The sequence below is a fragment of the Gemmata palustris genome, from assembly GCF_017939745.1.
Lineage (GTDB): Bacteria > Planctomycetota > Planctomycetia > Gemmatales > Gemmataceae > Gemmata > Gemmata palustris.
This window is the reverse complement of the sequence record NZ_JAGKQQ010000001.1, coordinates 2,693,491-2,711,922: the sequence shown is the minus strand read 5'-3', so window position 1 is coordinate 2,711,922 and position 18,432 is coordinate 2,693,491. Positions and strand designations below refer to the sequence as shown.

Annotated in this window: 16 protein-coding genes and 1 pseudogene; 8 read left to right on the top strand and 9 right to left on the bottom strand. The window is 64.4% G+C overall.

All coding sequences use genetic code 11. The features are described from left to right. Positions 1-10: 10 nt before the first annotated feature. A complete protein-coding gene (locus J8F10_RS11060; RefSeq protein WP_210653882.1) occupies positions 11-2,017 on the top strand; it encodes an ankyrin repeat domain-containing protein in 2,007 nt (668 codons plus the stop codon). Between the two features lie 62 nt (positions 2,018-2,079). Here the strand turns inward: J8F10_RS11060 and J8F10_RS11055 are convergent, their stop codons facing one another. From J8F10_RS11055 to J8F10_RS11045, 3 genes are all read right to left on the bottom strand, one after another. Then, positions 2,080-2,556 (bottom strand): hypothetical protein, encoded by a 477-nt coding sequence (locus J8F10_RS11055; RefSeq protein WP_210653881.1) that lies wholly within the window; start codon positions 2,554-2,556, stop codon positions 2,080-2,082. 88 nt (positions 2,557-2,644) lie between these two features. Then, the gene (locus J8F10_RS11050; protein ID WP_246523164.1) at positions 2,645-3,715 is read right to left on the bottom strand and encodes a DUF1559 family PulG-like putative transporter; all 1,071 of its coding nucleotides are present in this window, start codon (positions 3,713-3,715) and stop codon (positions 2,645-2,647) included. A gap of 912 nt (positions 3,716-4,627) precedes the next feature. After that, a complete protein-coding gene (locus J8F10_RS11045; protein ID WP_210653879.1) occupies positions 4,628-5,986 on the bottom strand; it encodes an RNA polymerase sigma factor in 1,359 nt (452 codons plus the stop codon). Positions 5,987-6,310: 324 nt separating this feature from the next. On the opposite strand from J8F10_RS11045, the gene J8F10_RS11040 reads away from it, so the two are divergent. Further along, positions 6,311-6,712 carry a hypothetical protein gene (locus J8F10_RS11040; RefSeq protein ID WP_210653878.1) on the top strand — a complete coding sequence of 134 codons (402 nt, stop codon included), beginning with the start codon at positions 6,311-6,313 and terminating at the stop codon, positions 6,710-6,712. A gap of 171 nt (positions 6,713-6,883) precedes the next feature. Here the strand turns inward: J8F10_RS11040 and J8F10_RS11035 are convergent, their stop codons facing one another. Further along, positions 6,884-8,263: a PQQ-binding-like beta-propeller repeat protein gene (locus J8F10_RS11035; RefSeq protein ID WP_210653877.1), complete on the bottom strand. Its 1,380-nt coding sequence runs from the start codon at positions 8,261-8,263 to the stop codon at positions 6,884-6,886. 339 nt (positions 8,264-8,602) lie between these two features. Here J8F10_RS11035 and ffh point away from each other — a divergent pair, with 339 nt between their 5' ends. From ffh to tyrS, 6 genes and pseudogenes are all read left to right on the top strand, one after another. Further along, positions 8,603-10,048, top strand: coding sequence for a signal recognition particle protein (gene ffh / locus J8F10_RS11030; protein WP_210653876.1), 1,446 nt, complete (start codon positions 8,603-8,605; stop codon positions 10,046-10,048). A 146-nt stretch (positions 10,049-10,194) separates the two neighbouring features. Beyond that, positions 10,195-10,527, top strand: a complete 333-nt coding sequence (gene rpsP, locus J8F10_RS11025) for a 30S ribosomal protein S16 (protein ID WP_315854104.1) — start codon at positions 10,195-10,197, stop codon at positions 10,525-10,527. A 20-nt stretch (positions 10,528-10,547) separates the two neighbouring features. Beyond that, positions 10,548-11,294: a tRNA (guanosine(37)-N1)-methyltransferase TrmD gene (gene trmD / locus J8F10_RS11020; protein WP_390891136.1), complete on the top strand. Its 747-nt coding sequence runs from the start codon at positions 10,548-10,550 to the stop codon at positions 11,292-11,294. Positions 11,295-11,338: 44 nt separating this feature from the next. Further along, positions 11,339-11,677, top strand: a pseudogene (gene rplS, locus J8F10_RS11015) (50S ribosomal protein L19); the annotation flags it as partial. A 171-nt stretch (positions 11,678-11,848) separates the two neighbouring features. Further along, entirely contained in the window at positions 11,849-12,313 is a 465-nt protein-coding gene (locus J8F10_RS11010; protein ID WP_210653873.1) for a YraN family protein, read from the top strand. 126 nt (positions 12,314-12,439) lie between these two features. Beyond that, positions 12,440-13,651 (top strand): tyrosine--tRNA ligase, encoded by a 1,212-nt coding sequence (gene tyrS, locus J8F10_RS11005; RefSeq protein WP_210653872.1) that lies wholly within the window; start codon positions 12,440-12,442, stop codon positions 13,649-13,651. Positions 13,652-13,921: 270 nt separating this feature from the next. On the opposite strand, the gene hisF is transcribed toward tyrS, so the two are convergent. From hisF to J8F10_RS10980, 5 genes are read right to left on the bottom strand one after another with little or no spacing between them, the layout of a single operon-like run. Further along, positions 13,922-14,764, bottom strand: coding sequence for an imidazole glycerol phosphate synthase subunit HisF (hisF, locus tag J8F10_RS11000; RefSeq protein ID WP_210653871.1), 843 nt, complete (start codon positions 14,762-14,764; stop codon positions 13,922-13,924). Then, positions 14,761-15,429 carry a NeuD/PglB/VioB family sugar acetyltransferase gene (locus J8F10_RS10995; protein WP_210653870.1) on the bottom strand — a complete coding sequence of 223 codons (669 nt, stop codon included), beginning with the start codon at positions 15,427-15,429 and terminating at the stop codon, positions 14,761-14,763. Before J8F10_RS10995 ends, hisF begins: the two co-directional genes overlap by 4 nt. Then, complete coding sequence (gene neuC, locus J8F10_RS10990; protein ID WP_210653869.1) at positions 15,411-16,601, bottom strand: UDP-N-acetylglucosamine 2-epimerase; 1,191 nt, start codon at positions 16,599-16,601, stop codon at positions 15,411-15,413. The genes J8F10_RS10995 and neuC overlap by 19 nt, the downstream gene beginning before the upstream one ends. Further along, a complete protein-coding gene (gene neuB, locus J8F10_RS10985; protein WP_210653868.1) occupies positions 16,598-17,653 on the bottom strand; it encodes an N-acetylneuraminate synthase in 1,056 nt (351 codons plus the stop codon). Before neuB ends, neuC begins: the two co-directional genes overlap by 4 nt. Continuing rightward, entirely contained in the window at positions 17,572-18,342 is a 771-nt protein-coding gene (locus tag J8F10_RS10980; protein WP_210653867.1) for an acylneuraminate cytidylyltransferase family protein, read from the bottom strand. Before J8F10_RS10980 ends, neuB begins: the two co-directional genes overlap by 82 nt. Between the last annotated feature and the right edge of the window lie 90 nt (positions 18,343-18,432).

Here is an 18,432-nt window from a genome sequence, read left to right as displayed (position 1 = left end):
TGGGCGCTAGATGCTCCGACCGATCCGCAATGGAATGACTCTTCGCACGTTCGGTATCGCTTCTCTACTCATCCTTGCTATCTCGCTAGTCGGCATCTGGGTATTCACCGGACTCGCGCCGACGGGTTCAAGTCCCACGTCGGATTCGGAAAGTCGGCCCGATCAGGGCGCGCTCGACAAAGCGCTCCTTGACGCCATCCGTGACGGCGACACCGCTCAGGTGCGGCACCTGCTCCAACAGGGCGCGAGCGCCAACGTGCGCGATGAAGCCGGCGATACCGCACTCATGCGCGCCGCTCTCTACGCGGACGCGGAGACGATGCACGCATTGATCGAAAACGGTGCAGACATCCGCGCGCGCGGCCAGGACGGTACGGCCCCGCTCCTGCGGACGACCCACGACCTCGACAAAATGCGGCTTCTTCTCGATCGAGGCGCCCCGGTCGACGATTTTGTCATGGTCGCCACCGCCAGTATCCCGGGGTCTCGTCGCGCTCTCGAACTGCTGCTCGCGCGTGGAGGCAGTGGTAGCGGGCGCGCGACCGGGCCGGCCTACACCGCGCTCATGGCCGCCGCGGGCACCGGAGATTTCGATGCGGTGAGTTGCTTGCTCGAGCACGGGGCCAACGTGAAAGCACAAACGCCGACCGGCTTTACGGCCCTGATCGGCGCGTCCTTGTCCGGTAACGCCAAGGTCGTCGCCCTGCTCCTGGAACGAGGTGCCAACCCCAGCGCCGTTTGCAAACTCGAACGGGGGATCCTGCAAACACCGGCTGGTGTTGCCGCCAGCATGGGCCACGCGGATTGCCTGCGGCTTCTGATAGTCGCCGGAGCCGACGTCAACGTTCAGGGTGGGCCATTTAATCACAATGCGTTGCTCGGCGCCGCCACGACCGCGAGCAAAGAGACTATGCAGTTCCTCCTCCCCAAAGCCACCGTCAACGTTACGGACTGGCGCGGTAGAACGGCGACGGATTGGGCCGCGTGCCGAGGGGAAACGGACATTGTTAAAATGCTTCGTGCGGCCGGCGCCGAACAGTCCAAGCAACCTCCGCCACCGGAAAAGGTGCTCACGCTACAACACCCACCGGGCGCCGATTCGGTGCGGCGCGCCGTGAGTACGGCGCTGCCCCTGTTGCAACAAAGCGAGCAGAAGATCACCGAGACCAGGGACTGCGTCACGTGTCACCAGCACTCGCTGGTGTCGATGACGGTGGGCCTGGCCCGCAAGCGCGGGTTCAAGGTGGATGAGACTATTGTCAGCGAGGAACGAACCCACGTCCTGAAGGACATGGGCGGCCGGGCTCGGCCGCTCCTGTTGGGGACGGGGATCGATCCGACGTTGTCGGTCCACGTGTTAGCGGGCTTCGCCGCCGAGGACGAACCCGCCAGCCGAATTACAGACGTTCTCGTTCACTACCTCGTACTTCGCCAGCGCAAAGACGGCCGCTGGCAACAGGAAAACTATCGCCCGCCGGACGAGGCCAGCGATTTTCAGTTCACCGCGCTTGCGGTCCGCGGGCTCCAGACTTATGCCCCGAAAGGGCGAAAACGGGAAATCGCTGCGCGAGTTGATTTGGCGAGACACTGGCTGCAAAGCACGGAGCCGGTGGACACGACGGACCGGGCGTTTCAACTGCTCGGCCTCGGTTGGGCACAAGCCGAGCCCGAATCAATCAAAAAAGTGGTCGAGAAGTTGGTGGCTGAACAGCGAGAAGATGGTGGTTGGGCACAGTTGCCGACGCTGACGAGCGACGCCTATGCCACGGGTCTGGCCTTGTGTGCTTTGCACGAGAGCGGAGGCATCGCAGCCGATCACCCGGTTTACCGGCGCGGGGTCGAGTTTCTGTTGCGAACTCAGTGGGCGGACGGTTCCTGGTTCGTGGCCACTCGCAGTTTCCCGATCGTCGAGTATTCCAATAGCGGCTTCCCGCACGGCCGGTCCCAGTTCATCTCCGCCGCCGCTACCTGTTGGGCGACAATGGCGTTAGCGCGGGCCGTACCATCGTCGCCCTAACAATCCGGAATCAGTCGCGGCTACCCGAGTGGCGCCAGCAAATAAAGGGGCCACTCAAGTTCTCAGTCGAGCTTGAGGTCGAATTGTCCACCGTCTTTCACTTCCACGGTCAACGGGGTTTTATCCAGGTTACCGTACACCTTGAGAATTGCCGCGAAATCGGGCGGCGGCTTGGTCGCCTTCTTATCCTTCTTCTGCTTCGCGAGTTCTTCCTTATCAGCGGGCTCGACGAACGGTTCTCGTGGAACGGAGAACCAGACTTTATGCTTGCCGGCGACCGCCCCTTTCCTGTTTGATTTCACCACCGTCAACTCATACTTGCCGTTCTCGTCCGTCGTACCGGTGCTCACACCGGCTTCTGTGGCGCCCTCTGGCACGAACGACACAACAATTCCGGAAACGGGCTGCCCCTTGTGCGTCACCGTGCCGGACACGGAAATAATTTTTTCTCCGCCGCCACAGCCCGAGCTGCTCAAGGCACACGCGGCGACGAGTACCGCAAAGAAAGAGGGGCGCGAAATTCTCAAGTGTATTCGCATGAGTGAACTCTTTTGAAGATGGCAGAATGAAAAAGCGAAGTCCGCCCTTCAGGTGGACTTCGCGCAGAGATTCAAAGCTCTGAACGATTTACCAGTCCGACCCGGGCACTTGGCCGGAATTGGGGACACACACGGCCATCCAGCTCGCTTTGCTGATGCCGTTGGTGACGCTCCTGACGCTCCCGTCCCCCAAACCGATCTGCATTGCAGTGTGCGGGGAGTTCAGAACGAAAAGGTTGCACCGATTCGTGTTAGCGCTGAGATCGAACAGATAGTTCGGATTGGCCGACGGGTTGGCGGGGGAGTAATTCGCGCTCCAGTCGTAGTAATCCGTTCTGAGGCAGGAGCCGGCCGGGGCGCCGGGCGCGGTACCCGAGTTAATGCTTTCCCAGCCGCTGGTCCACCAGCCGAAGGCGGCCCACTGAGCCCCGTCACCGTGGTCCGGGTAGATCCACCCATAAACCGGACCGATCGTCGACTGGCCGGTGCTGCTGTAACCGAGGCCAATCGCAACGTTGCAGTTCTGTATCCGTTCTCCAACCATGACGGTGTTGCTGGTCCCGTTCGGCATGGCCGTTAGGATGCTGCCCGGCCCTTTAGAATTAAAAACCATCACGTTGCCGCAATAGTTCGTCGATCCGTACCCCCCGGTTGCCGAGCCACCGTGAAGTTGCAGGCCGTTGGTCGTGGAACTGTCCCCGGGGCACAGGTAGAGCTTGACCGGCGTGCCGATCAAAGCGTCGTAGGCGACGTAGTACGTCGAGCTGGGATCGTTGGTGCTCAAATTACCCAGGGTGGAAAACTGGTTAGCGAGATTCGATTGCTCGACGAAGGGCAGCAGGTGTACCAGCCACGAGCCCGTGGCGCCATCGGCTGCGGTCAGGCTACCGCCGTTGCTCGCGGGCGGGTACCCGTTGTTCCGGAAGGTGGGACCCCACGAACCGATGGGCGGTACCTTGTCGTAAGCGCCTGCGAAATTGTGTACTGCCAGGCCGATCTGCTTGATGTTGTTGCTGCACGACATGCGCGCGGCCGCTTCGCGCACCTTCTGCACGGCGGGCAGGAGCAGCCCGATCAGGATCGCGATGATCGCGATCACCACCAGTAGCTCGATCAGGGTGAATGCAGAGTGCCTTGGTGCTCTCACGGGAACCTCCATCAGAGATCCGATACACAAAATAACGCCACGGAATGATTCTGAACAAAACGCAATTTGCCGGTGTCAGTGCAGCGCGACTGCTATCGTTCGGCTAGGGCCCTCGGTTCGGGGCACCAATCTCGCACGAAAGACGACAATGCGTCCGCTATTCAGTCATTCGAGTGACTAGGCTACTGCTGCAACGAGAACTCTGCAATCGTTCTGAGATGAAACTTTCAGGAAGAACAGGTGGAACGGAAGTGCAGATCACGTTCAAGTCGAATAGATAGTCACAATAGTTGACTGTTTCTACTCTGTGCTACTCAGTTTGGCCGGGGCCGGATGTCTTTGGGTGATTATGTATTTGCACGCAACTGGGAAAAGCAAAAAGCACTTTGTTGGTGGTTTTCCACGCAGTCCCGTGTTCTGATTAACCCTCGTTAGGAAGCGGCCGCGTCGAAATGCTTGTCAGTCAATTCTCGGCCATTTGAAGTTCACAACAAAGCTAGGTGTTCACTACATTCCTAGACCAGGTAAAACGCTGGTGCGGTAACTCAACGCGACTAAAGGCAGCGCTTGATCGAGTAACTGTGCTAGGTGTGCCGCGCGGTTACCCGATGGCTCCGCGCTCGTCAGCGGTACCCCATCTACCGACAGGGGCTGGAGCTACAAGCGACAGCGTTTGTAGTGGGAATTGGTTAAGGCGTTTACTGCCGGCCGGACAGCCAGGAACTCGTACCCGGCGGCTCAACGCACGTTCGTGGTGTGCCGCCGCGCCCTCGCTCGACTGGCGGCTGAAGGGGGCGGAAGAGCGAGCGGTGTTGCTGTTTGTTACTCGGGCCGGCGGAGAAGTAATCACGTTCGACTGAGCGCACGTCAACGAACCTGCTCGACCGGGAGCGCTTGTTCCGGTCGGGCGTGGTTGATTTGCGTTTACTTCTTCGCCTCGAACTCGCCTTCGAGGTGTGAGGCGAGCATTTCGACCTTCTCACCTTTCACTTCGGCGACGGTGGCCGTGCCGTTCTTGGCGGTCCATTTGAAGGTGAAGTCGGTGCCGACCGGTAGCTTCTCGGCGGCCGCTTTCTTGGCTTCGGCCGTGCCCTCGAACCCGGTGATCCTGGCTTTTACTAACCCATCTTTGACGGTGTACGCGCACAGGATCAGGATGAGATCGTCCTTGCCGTGCGGGGAAATCTTCAGTTCCGTTTTCTCGAACGTGATGCGCAGTTCACCGTCCTTCTTGACCCACGCGCCGGAGAGCGCCTGGGGCTTGTCGTCTTTCTTTTCTTCAGCGGAAACCGTGAAGAACTCGCCGTGAACGAGGCGCATGAAGAACTGGTGCAGTTCGCGATGGATGTCTGCGGGGGGCTTTGCCGGTGCGCTCCCGGTTTGCGTCTGTGATTGCGTACTCGCGACCGCCGCCTTCTTGGGTGCGTGTGCCGCGTGGAGGTGCTGGATCACCGGGGCCGTGAACAGTCCGCCGACGGCAACGAGGCCGCACGCGAGCAACGCGAACTTGAGTGACTTGTAAGCCATGACGGTCGAGACTCCTGTGGTGAGGGCCGCGACCGACGGGGTGACGGTCGCTGAGCGGGTCGCTGTGGTGACAGCGCGATCGAGCAACCGGACCGGAACCGAACCCGACGCATGTGGCATTAGTGCCACGGGAAGCGTGCCCGCGGTGAGCGCGACTCCGCGCCGCGTGAGCCTTCGAGCCAAGAGCAAACGTGCGCGACTCAACCGCGTGCCGAGTGTCTTTGGTGGGCACCCCACCTCGACCGCGGCTTGTTGGGTCGTCAGGCCCAGCAGGTCACAAAGCACGATCGGCGCGCGGTACTTGTCGGGCAGGGCGCCGAGTTCGCCGTCCAGAACGTCTTTCAGATCGTCCGCGATCACCGGGGGCGTATCGGGCCGTTGGTGCGTCGCGGCCGTTTGTTCCTTTTGGTGGCGTCGGACGCGCGCGGCTCGCGCTTTTCGGGCGACGTTGTGGGCGACGCCGTACAGCCAGTTCCCGACCGCACCGGTGCGATGGAGGCCGGCCGCGTCGCGTGCGAACACGAGGAACGTGGCCTGGAACGCATCCTCGGCGTCTTGCTCGTGTCGCAGAACGCGCCGGCACACACCGAGCACCATGAACCCGTACCGCCGCACGAGCGCGGCGAACGCGCACTCGTCCCGGCGCTCGACGAACCGCCCGACCAGCTCCGCGTCGGAGAGATCAGCGAGTTCGTCGGCGTGGAGGGCTCGATTGAGCTGCTGGAGCGAAGCGGACAGAGATCGCGTCGCGGTCATGTTGGTCCCCGGTTGCAACCCGCGAGATGTACTGCCCCGGCGCGCCGCGATTCCTTCAACGATTTGGTGAATCGGGTGTCAGTCTCGTTCCGATCCCGATCAACTGCGTGCCCGGTAAGGAGTTGCGCTGGAACCAGTACGGCTCCTTCGATTCACGACGTTTCTCAGCATGAAGACCGGGACGAGTGCGAGAAACGTTGCGGCCCCCGCGCATCCCATTACCTCATACCTGGCCGCTCCTCTCGCAGTGAGACCGAGAGTTGCGCCCGCTATACCGAGCAAGACCGTACCTGCTATTGTCGACCAAAACAGAATGGCCCCCGCGTGTTCGTCTGTGCGATCTTCGCGGGAATCGTTGAAGACCGATTGGCGCATCAAATACCACAGCGCGGCGGTGAAGAAGAACACGCCGCCCACGAGACCGCAAAATACCCCGCCCGCAATACGGTCGAGCGCGATGCCCGCGTCGCGCTCAGTGGCCCAACCGCCGAACGCGCCCCCGAGCCCCGCGGCAACGGCGACCAAAACTGCTACCCCGAGGGCCACCCAGAACGCGATCCACTTTTGTTTGCGGACCCGGACGTCGCGCTGCTTCCGGTCTTGGAACGTGTCGGACAAACCAGCAAAGGGATCACCGGACATGATTTCCCCGGGCGCGAGGCTTCTGCGACCGAACTGCTGAATCGCAAATTCGTACCGCGCGAGGCAACACGATTCGGGTGTTGAATTCGCGCGGTGATTGTCTCGCCTAGCTCTCGCATCGTCAAGAACATCCGTCACCGGGCAGGGCCGTTTAGTTCTCGCGTAAGTCGTTCTTCTTCAGCCAGGCAGTCCCGATATTCGGGCCTTCCGCATTGAATTTGCGTGAGAACTAAACGGCCCTGCGTCACCGGGCGGCTACTTCGCCAGGCGCACGCAGACGAGTTCCTTGTCGTTGCGCGCGAACACGCACTTGTTGGCGAACGCGGGGTGCATCCACACCACGAGGCGCCCGTTGCCGGCCATCGCGTTCGTCGGCTCGATGATGTGGGCGCGGTCGATCTCCTCATAGCCCTTTGGGGTCAGCTTCGCGATGATGAGGTCGCCCTGTTCGTTGAAGAGGAAGTAGCGGTCGCCCTGCGGGATCAGGAACGCGAGGCTCCAGCGCTCCTTGCCGTCCGGTTCGGTGTTCTCGGCGATCTTCTCGGGCGTGCGCTTTCCGCGGGTCGCGAGCATGGATTCCCACACGCGCTTGCCCGTGTTGGTTTCGATGCACCGCAACTGCCCGTAGCTGCACACACCGTAAACGTGATCGCCGACGATGACGGGCGTCGCCATGATCGAACTCAGGTCGGTGGTGAGGTCCGGTGTTTCGCCCTTCGCCTTGCTCTTCCACACGATGTCGGCCTTGTCTGCACCCACCTTCAGCAGCATCGAGCCGTTGTAGAACGAGGTGATGAACAGCTTGTCGTCACCGACCTTGCGCGGCGTCGGCGCGGTGAGCGCGTACCGCACGTCGAAGTCCACGCGCCAGAGGCGCTTGCCGGTTTCGAGGTCCAGCCCGAGGACGGCCCGCGTGTGCCAGACGATGAGCTGGCGCTTCCCGCCGAACTCGTAGATCATCGGCGGGCTGTAGCCGAAGTCGCCCTGGCAGCTCTGCGACGCCCACAGTTCCTTGCCGGTCTTCTTGTCGAACGCGATCACGAGCCGGTCGTCCGACCCGCCGGCCAGACAGATGAGCTTGTCGCCGTCAACGAGCGGATGTGACGAGAAGCCCCAGACGGGCAGCGATGCCTTGTAATCCTTGATGAAATTCTTCGCCCACACCACTTTGCCGTCCGCAGCGCTGAGCGCCTTCAGGTCGCCCATCGCGCCGAGCGTGTAAACCAGGTCGCCGTCCACGGTGGGCGTGCAGCGCGGGCCGGCGGCGTAGCTGATCGTGTACTCGGTGGGGTAGTCGGTCGCCCACACCTTCTTGCCGGTGGTCGCGTCGAGGCACAACACGCGCTCCTTACCGGACACCTTACCTTTGGCGAACCCACTCTCCGGCACTTTGGCGTCGGCGGCCGGTACGAGGTCGAGGAGGAACACTTTGCCGTTCGCGACCGCGGGGCCGGCGTATCCCAGGCCGATTTCGGTCTTCCAGACTTCTTTCGGCCCGCCCTTCGGGAACTTCTCGACCAAGCCGGTTTCGCGCCACACGCCGTCGCGCTTCGTGCCCAACCACTGCGGCCAGTCTTCCGCCCCGGCAGCGCCCGCGCTCGTAGCAATTACGACAAGGCTCCAGAACAATCGCATGACGCCTCCTGTGAATTCGTGCGGAACAAGAGCGCTTACGGATGAACGCTGGCAAAATACACAGGGCTTCCGCCCTGTGCTACGAACGCCGGCCGCTCCGCGGCGGAATGGCATTGAAGGCTCGGCTCTTCGCCCCGGAGGGGCCGGCTGACGTAGCACAGGGCGGAAGCCCTGTGTGTATTTTGCGTTTATTCCCGTTTATCTGCGGCGACTCTTGTGAACCATACCCGGCGAGAACCGCTCGGCTTTCGGTCCCGTTGAACCCGACTCGGCATTATCTTAAAGTAATCTGGCGGTTTCGCGTCGGCACGCTTCGTTTCCCGGTTCAGGCGGTAGCGCATGTTTGAAGGCATCACGAAGTCGCTCGGCGAGGCGCTCAAGAAGCTCAAGGGGCGCGGGCGCTTGACCGCCGAGAACGTCAAGGACGGGTTGCGCGAGGTGCGCCGGGCGTTCCTCGAAGCCGACGTCAACTTCAACGTGGCCAGCGACTTCATCGCGCGCGTCGAGGCCAAGTCGCTCGGCCAGGACGTGCTCGCGAAGGTGGACCCGTCCGAGCAGATCGTCAAGAACGTGTACGAAGAGCTGGTGGCCCTCATGGGGCCGGTGGATCACAAGATCCCCCTTCGGTCCGACCGGCCCGTCGTACTGATGCTCTGCGGGCTGCAGGGGTCGGGTAAGACGACCACCGCGGCGAAGCTCGCGCTGACGCTGAAGGGCCAGAACCGCAAGCCGATGCTCGCGGCGGCCGACTTGCAGCGCCCCGGTGCGGTCGAGCAATTGAAGACGCTCGGCGAGCAGATCGGCGTGCCGGTCTACAGCGAAGCCACGACCCCCGTGGACGTGTGCCGCAACGCGGTCGCGGAAGCGAAACGCACGCTCTGCGACATCGTGATTCTGGACACCGCCGGCCGGCTCCAGATTGATGCGGACCTGATGGCCGAGCTCCAGCGCATCGACAAACTGGTGAAGCCGGACGAGTGCTACCTCGTCGTGGACGCGATGATCGGCCAGGAGGCGGCGAACGTCGCGAAGGCATTCAACGACGCCCTCGAACTGAATGCGTGCATCCTCACCAAGCTCGACGGCGACGCACGCGGCGGGGCCGCGCTCTCGATCAAGGGCGTGACCGGCGTACCGATCAAGTTCGTCGGTATGGGCGAGAAGGTTGATAAGCTCGAAGACTTCGTCCCCGAACGCATGGCCGGGCGCATCCTCGGCCAGGGCGACATGATGGGGATCGTCGAGAAGATCGCGAGCATCCAGCAGGAGATGTCGCAGGAGGAGCTCCAGCGGCAACAGGAAGCGATTCAGAAGGGGAACTTCACCCTCGACGACTTCCGCAAGCAGTTCGAGCAGATCGCCAAGATGGGCATGAAGGACATGATCGGCCGCATGCCGGGCATGTCCGAGATGATCCCCGAGGGCGAAGACCCGGAAGTCGCGCTGAAGCGCGTTCAGGGCATGATCGACTCGATGACCAAGAAGGAGAAGGCCGACCCGGACATCATCGACACCCCGCGCCGGCGCCGCATCGCGAAGGGGGCCGGGGTCGAACCGCACGAGGTGAACCAGTTCCTCAAGCAGTTCGCGCAGGTTCGCGTTCTCATGAAGCAGATGGCGTCGATGTCGCTGTGGCAGCGGCTGAAGATGGTCACGGGCATGGGCAAAATGGGCGCGTTCATGCCCGGCGGAATGGACAGCATGAAGCTGAAGGGCGATACCGGGCACCGCAAAAGTGCCAAGGAACGCGCGGACGAGCGGAAGAAGAAAAAGAAGCGTAAATAAGTGTCGAAAGTCGTAAAGTCCAAAGTCGTAAAGTCAAAGGCCCAAGCCGTGAGGTCTTTGACTTTACGACTTTGGACTTTACGACTTTCGACTGTCCAATATCATTCCATTTCTCTCGCGAATTGGAGCATCGAAGGGGATTTGCAGTGGCTGTACGTATCCGAATGAAGCAGATGGGCCGGACCCACCGGCACTATTACCGCATCGTCGCCATCGACCACCGCCAACCGCGCGACGGCAAGGTGATCGAAGAACTGGGCACCTACGACCCGCACGTGAAGGAAAAGGGCGACCGCGTGACGCTCCTTCCCGAACGCATCAAATATTGGAAGAGCGTGGGCGCGAAGGCGTCCGAGCACTGCGAAGCGATCTTCAAGAACTTCATGAAGAAGTGGGAAGAGATCGAAGCGTCCAACGCCGCGAAAGCCGCCGAAGAAGCCGCGAAGAAGGCCGCTGAAGCCACCGCGCCCACCGGCTGAATTGCCCCATGAATCGGACGATTCGCTTCGACGTGCTGACGCTGTTCCCCGGCATTTTCGACGGGTACGTGCGCCAGAGCTTGCTCGAAGACGCGATCCAGACCGGGCTCGTTCAGGTTCACGCCTGGAACATGCGGGACTGGACCCAGGACAAGCACCAGCGGGTGGACGATCGGCCCTTCGGTGGTGGTCCCGGTATGGTGCTCATGGCCCAGCCGGTGATAGACTGCGTGAACGCGGTTCGGGCGAAAGCGGAACCACCCGGCCGGGTGGTGATGCTCACGCCCGCTGGCGAGCGGCTCACGCAGCGGACCGTCGAGAAACTCGCCTCGGAGCCGCGCCTGCTGCTCCTGTGCGGCCGGTACGAGGGGTTCGATGACCGTATCCGAAGTCTGCTGGACCCGTGGGAGATCTCCGTCGGGGATTTCGTGTGCAACGGCGGCGAAGTCCCGGCGATGGTGCTGATCGACACGGTGATTCGGCTGATCCCCGGGGTGCTCGGTCATGAGCAAAGTGCCGCGGACGAGTCGCACAGCGAGGACGGGCGGATCGAGTACCCGCAATACACGCGACCGCGCGTGTACAACGGGCTGGAAGTGCCGGAGATTCTCCTGAGCGGGAATCATCAAGCGGTTGCGAAGTGGCGGCGGGAGCAGAGTGAACTGCGGAGCCGCAAAGACAGTACCCCTCGTGACGCTGGCCCGCAAACCGGTGGAAACGAGAGCACTGGACGGGAAGCCGGTGCCGCACAAAATAAACCGAGTTGATTCAAACGCGCGCGACACGCGCCGCGGAAAGGTAAAGGTGGGCTATGCTCTCGCCCCTCATGCAGATAGTCGAAAGCGGTAACGTTAAGAGCGACGTTCCCGTGTTCCAGGTCGGCGACCGGATCGAAGTTCACCAGAAGATCCTGGACGGCGCCAAGGAGCGCGTTCAGGTGTTCGAGGGCGACGTGATCTCCCTGAACCACGGCGGCGCCCGCGAGACGATGACCGTGCGCCGGTTGGTGCAGGGCGAGGGCGTCGAGCGCATCTTCGCGATCCACTCGCCCCGCATCGCGAAGATCGTGGTGAAGAAGGCCGGCATGGTGCGCCGGGCGAAGTTGTACTACCTCCGCGACCGCGTGGGTAAGGCGACCAAGATCCGCGACGACGTGAAGCGCCAGGCGCAGATCGACATCTCCTTGAAGCAGGCCGCGGAAAGCGCGTCGAAGGCCGCTCAAGAGGCCGCAGCCGCAGCGACCGCCGCGGGCGGCGAGAGCAAGTCGGCCAAGAAGAAGCGCGAGCGCAAAGAAGCCGAGGCCGCCAAGAAGAAGTAAACCGTGGCCGGCACCGACCCCACACGCACGAACGAGGAACCGCCCCACGGCGGTTTCTCTCGTTGGCGGTGGTGGAAACGGTGGTTCGGCCGGCGCAGCGAGCGGGCCGCGGCACGCTACATTCGCGGGCTCGGGTACCGACTCCTCGCGGCAAACGTTTCCGACCGCGACGGCGAACTCGACCTGCTCGCAATTGACGGCGAAACGCTCGTGATCGTCGAAGTGCGCTCGACCTCCAGTGATCGGCCCCACGCGATCAACGAAACCGCCGCCTCGGTGGACCTCCGCAAACAGCGGAAGATCACCGAGGCGACGTCGCGCTTCCTGGCCCGTCGGCGGCTGCTAGGAAAGATCGCGGTGCGGTACGATGTGCTCGTGATCGCTTGGCCGGAACACGCCCGCGAACCCACCATCCAGCACATCCCTCATGCTTTCGAGTCCACCGGCCGCTTCCAGTTCTTCACATAAAGACGGTTTCACCGCAGAGGGCACAGAGGGCGCGGAGAAAGACATTCAGGGGCGGAATTTGGAATTTGATGTCTTTCTCCGTGCCCTCTGCGCCCTCTGCGGTGAATCCTCTTGTCGGAGTTTGCCATGTCCGCGTTCCCCCCGGTTGATGAGCAGCTCGCGGTCATTTTGCGCGGCGCTGCGCAAACCGAGACCGCGCCCGAACTCAAAAAGAAGCTCGAAAAGAGCCGCGAAACGGGGAAACCGCTCCGCATCAAGTACGGCATTGATCCGACCGGGTTCGATGTCCACCTGGGGCACACCGTTCCGCTGCGCAAGTTGCGCCAGTTTCAGGAACTCGGCCACACCGCGGTGCTCATCATCGGCACCGCGACGGCGGCCGTGGGCGACCCCAGCGGGCGCGACGCGAGCCGCCAGGGGCTCACGACGGAGCAGATCGACAAGAACGCCCAGACCTACCTCACGCAGATCGCGAAAGTGATCGACGTGACGAAGGCCGAGGTGCGGCCCAACGGCGAGTGGTTCACGAAATTCACCTTCGCCGACATGCTGAAGTTGCTCGGGCACACGACGATGCAGCGGATGATCGAGCGCGACGACTTCACGAACCGCATCAAGGCAGGAACCGCGATCTACCTGCACGAGTGCCTGTACCCGCTCATGCAGGGCTGGGACTCGGTGGAGATACGGGCCGACGTAGAACTCGGTGGCACGGAGCAACTCTACAACCTGATGGTCGGGCGAGACTTGCAGCGCGCGTCCGGTCAGGAACCGCAGATTTGCCTCACAATGCCGATTCTTCGCGGCACCGACGGCGAGAAGAAGATGGGCAAGAGTGTCGGTAACTACATTGGGCTAAACGAACCTGCGAAGGAGATGTTCGGCAAGACGATGCGGATTCCCGATGAGTTGCTCACCGAGTGGTACGCCCTGCTTACGGACCGGTCGCATGAGGATGTAACCCGACTCCTCGCGTCACCGCTGGAAGCTAAAAAAACGCTGGCGATGGACATCGTGCGATTCTACCACGGTGAAGAGGTTACGTCTGCGACTCGCATCGACTGGGATAACGCATCGAAGAACATCGATCCTGTTAACATCGACGAGGTGCGTGTTCCTGCCGACAAGATCAAGGACGGTGCGATGCTGGCCGTTGACCTGATCGCCGAAACAAAGCTTGCGGCGAGTAAAGGAGAAGCTCGCCGGAAGATTGACGAGGGCGCGTTCAACTACGGCCCCGACCGCACGAAACCGGCCGATGTGAAGGCGAGCGTGCCGGTCAGTGACGGGCTAGTTGTGCGATTGGGGCGAAAGATTCTTCGCGTGCGGTTGGGTTAGCTTTGGTGGAATGAGGGCCTCCAGGCGCCCTGTACGGACCTATCAAGCGCCGTGTGTTCCGGTGCTTCACCTGCACGGCCCCGTTCTCCGCGCGCCACACCTCTGTTCGAGGCCCGGTTGCCCGCCGACAAAGTGGTTTCGGTTCGGGCTCACGTGGCCGAAGGGGACGGAGCCCGCAAGACCGCACGGCTCGTCGGGGTGAACAAAGACCCCGGCACCCGGTATATACTGGGTTCGCCTCGCTCGAGTGACAGGCGCCATTTTCGCGAATCAGACCAGAACGTGTCGGCAGTCGATTCCCTGCTCGGCGAGGTGCTCCTTCACCGCGCCGAGCGTCGCCCCTGTGACCGATGAGGCGCCGCGGCGGAGGAACTCCAGGTTCCCCTCCGTGCCCTGTTCCTGGTGGGGGAGTTCCCGGACCGCGCGGTAGTGCAGCAGCGACGCGAGGCACACCGCGCTCGCCCCGGCCCCGTTGATGACGGCGCTCACGTGGGCCGGCGAACCCGCGCCGCCCGACGCGACCACCGGTACCGGGACCGCTTCCGCGATCCGGCGCGTCAGTTCCATGTCGAAGCCCTTCCCGGTCCCCTCACGATCCACCGACGTAACGAGTACCTCGCCCGCGCCCAGTTCGACGGCGCGGACCGCCCAGGCGACCGCGTCCAGGCCCGTTTCTTCGCGCCCGCAATCGGTGTAGGCGTGGTAACTCCCGTCCGGTTGGCGGATCGCTTCGACGGAAATCACAATGGTCGAAGAGCCGAAGGCGCGGGCGGCCTCGCGGACCAGTTCCGGCCGGCGCACGGCGGCGGTGTTGAGGGAAACCTTGTCCGCGCCGGCGCGGAGGACGGCGCGGATGTCGTCCAGGCTCCGTAGCCCGCCGCCGACGGTCAGCGGGATGAAGACCTCCCGTGCCGTCCGGGAGACGATGTCGAGCAGGCTGTTCCGCCCGTAGAGGCTCGCCACCGCGTCCATGTAAAGCAGCTCGTCGGCCCCGGCCTCGTAATAGTGCCGGGCGAACTGTTCCGGGCGCCCGAGGACGCGCAGCCCCTCGAGGCGAATCCCCTTCACGAGGTTCGGCCCCTTGATGTCCAGGCGGGGTATGATCCGAATCACGGGTTCTCCTCCGATGGTCCCGCCGCGCGCAGCACGCGGGCCGGAACGCCGACAACCACGTCCCCCGGTGCGACGTCACGAACGACGGTGGCGCCGGCACCGACAATCGCACCGGCCCCGATCACGCGCCCCTGCAGAACCGTCGCGCCCGCTCCGATGTGGGCCGCGTCCCCGACGCGCACCCCGCCGGCCAGCCGCGCCCCGGTGGCGACGTGGACGTGGCTGCCGACCGTGCAATCGTGTTCGACGACCGCCGCAGTGTTGACCAACACGTTCTCGCCGAGGCGGGCGCCCGCGTTCACCACTGCGGCGGGCAGTACCTGCGCCCCGCTCCCCAGGGTCGCACGGCTCGATCGGACCGCCGTCGGGTGAATCAGAGTCAGGGGCGCCAGTCCGCAGGCGGTGCCGATCTCGTACAGCCGTTTCCGCGCCGATCCGCGGCCGACGGACCCGACGCCGACGACGAAGTGGGAGACCCCGTCGGCCGCGAGGTGCGGCAAACACTCGTCGCCCCCGACGACGCGAACCCCGTACACCTCTTCGCCCCACCGCGCCCGGTCCGGGTCGAGAAGTGCCCACGGCTCGGCCGCGCCCGCTTCCAGGATCAGGTCCAGCAGGACACGGGCGTGGCCGCCCGCGCCGAAGATCACGCAGCGCGGTCGCACGGGCCGTCCTCCACCGGCGGGAGGTCGTAAAACCGCTTTTTCACGAGTTCGTCGCCCAGCGGGGCGCTCAGCAGGCGCTCCGCAATGATCTCGGCCGCTCCGCCGCGGTCGAACGGGTTGGTGAGTTGCCGGAGTTCGACCGTTCGGAAGTCGGGCCGCGTGGCGCGGCGAATCCCGTCGATCACCTCGGCACGCCCGTACCCGACGTCGATCACGTTCGCGGCGCGGTGCCGACCGCGCTGGCGCGTCCCGATGTTCACGACGGGTAACTTGAACGACGGCGCCTCGATCAGTCCGCTCGACGAGTTCCCCACCATCGCCGCGGCGCACTCCATTAGCCCGAAGTACGCCTCGGTGCCCAGGTCCCCGGCGAGTACGGCCCACGGGCGGGTGCGGGCGAACGCCTCGATGAGCCGGGCCACGGTCCGCCCCTGTGTGTCGGCGTTCGGGCGCGTGAATACGACGGGGAGCTCGGCGGCGTCCAGGGCGGCCAGCAGTTCGCCCACGTGCCACTCCGTGCGCTCGTACTCCAGGGTGACGGGGTGGAACGTGACCAGCAGCGGGGCCGGTTCAAGGGGCAGGCCGATGCGCGCTTCCAGTTGCGCGGGGGACGGGCGAGAGACGGCCGCGACGTCGTCCAGGGCCGGCGCGCCGCTCACGGTCACGCGCCACGGCTCCTCACCGAGCTGAACGACGCGGCGGGCGTAAACCTCGGCGGCCACGAAGTGCAGGTGCGCCAGCTTCGTCAGCGAGTGCCGCAGGGCGTCGTCAATGGCCCCTTCGGTCACCTCGCCGCCGTGGATGTGCGCGACCGGCAGTTTGAACGGGAGGGCCGCGAGAGCGGCGGCGTGCATCTCGAACCGGTCGCCGAGTACGACGAGGATGTCGGGTCGCCTCCGCGCGAACGCCTGTGCGAAACCGATCGTGCCCAGCCCCATTGATGCCGCGATCCCGCCCGGCGCGTCCGACGCGAGGAGCGCCTCGATCCGTTCCGCGATCGGGAACCCGTCCGCTTCGATCTGCCGTACCGTTTGTCCGTACTCGGGCGCGAGGTGCATTCCCGTCACGAACAGGCGCAGGTCCGCGTCGGGGCGGGCGCGCAGTTTGCGCAGGAGCGGTTTGTAGATTCCGTACTCGGAGCGCGCCGCGGTCACCACGCCGATCGCCCTCATGTCAGCATCTCCAGCCGCAGGAGAGTGCCGGCGGGAATGGCGGTCGTCGCCCTTCGGCCGAGCAGGAACGGGTGTAGAGCCGGCGGTAGCCCGGTGCCCGGTCGACGCAGCGCGATCAGGTCCGGGGTCAGGGGCGCTCCGGCCGGGATGTCCGCGGCCGCGACCAAACTCCGCCGCGCTACTGCGGCCGTGTCGATTTCCGCCGCGACCGCGCGTTTGCGCCCGTCGCCGAGCGCCGACTCGATGGTGCGGACGCCCTCGACGAGCGCGGTGAGTTCCGCGGGTTCGGCCGATGCCTGGTGGTCGGGGCCGGGAAGTGACCGGTCCAGTGTGAAGTGCTTCTCGATGACGCACGCCCCCAGCGCCGCGGCCGCCAGTGGGACCGCGATTCCGAGCGTGTGGTCCGAGTAGCCCGTGGGTGCGCCGAACGCGGCGGCGAGCGTCGCCATCACGCGCAGGTTCGAGTCCTCGGGCCGTGCCGGGTAGCTGCTGACGCAGTGTAACAAAACGAGGCCCGGGGCGCCGTTGGCTTCGATCTCCCGCACCGCGGCCTCGACTTCGCCGAGCCCGGCCATACCGGTGGAGACGATCAGCGGTTTACCCTTGCGGGCCAGGTGCGCGAGGAACGGCAGGTTGGTCAGTTCGCCCGAGGGCACCTTGAACGCCGGCACGTCGAGCGCTTCCAACAGGTCGGCACTCTCTTCGTCGAACGGAGTGGACAGGAACACAAGGCCGCGGTCGCGGGCGTGGGCTTGCAGTTCGGCGTGGGCTTCCGGCGCGAGTTCGAGCGCGCGGAGCATGTCGAGTTGCGACTGCGCGGCCCCGGTTCGGGCCGCCTGGTACGCGGCCTTTGGCGCCGCGGCGCTTGCGAGCCGGTCGGCGCGGAAGGTCTGGAACTTGACGGCGTCGGCCCCGGCACCGGCGGCGGCGTCCACGAGCCGGTGCGCGCGGTCGACGTCGCCGTTGTGGTTCACGCCGGCTTCCGCAATGACGAAGCAGGGGTGCCCAGAACCGACCGGGCGCCCGGCGAGCGTGAGAGTCGTGGGTGCCACGCGGGGTTCTCCATAACCAGGCGGACGAGGTGCAGGTCCCACGGTTCGTCCACGTCCAGCGACCGTTCCGGCGGCATGACGTAGGCGCGCGTGCGCGGCGGGAAGAATGTTCCGTGCTCGCGCAGCGCGGCGGGGCGGATCAGATAGATCGCGCCGTTGAGCGCGTACGCGGGGGGCAGATCCTGGCGCCGCGGATAGTCCGACCCGGCGGGGACGTAGCGCTCCAACCGGCCGTCGTTCGCGATCCGCTGCACGAGCAGCGGGTGGTGGTGCGTCGGGCACACCCCGACCACCGCGTCGTCGGTCGCCGATAACAGTCCAGCGGCGTCGTCGATGTCCCGGGCGTCGCGCAGCGGCGACGTCGGCTGGAGCAACAGAAGGGCGTCCGGTTCGTGCCCCCCGTCGCCCCGCAGCCAATCGAGGGCGTGGAGCACGACGGGCAGGAGGGACGAGTCGTCGCGGGCGAGCCCGGGGGGGCGCAGGAACGGCACCTCGGCCCCGGCCGCGCGGCCCGCGTCAGCGATCCGCGGATCATCAGTCGAAAGTAGAACGCGGGTCACCGCACTCGCGCCGAGCGCGGCCCCGACCGACCACGCGACGAGCGGTTTGCCAGCGATGACCGCCAAGTTCTTACCGGGGACGCCCTTGGACCCGCCCCGCGCAGTGACCAGCGCCACAATATTTGGCATCGCCATTCCCTGCGGGTGCTCCGAGTACAGTTAGCGCTTGGACGCCTATACCCCATTCCCAGCGACGGGTGCAAGGGCGGTCTGGGTCGG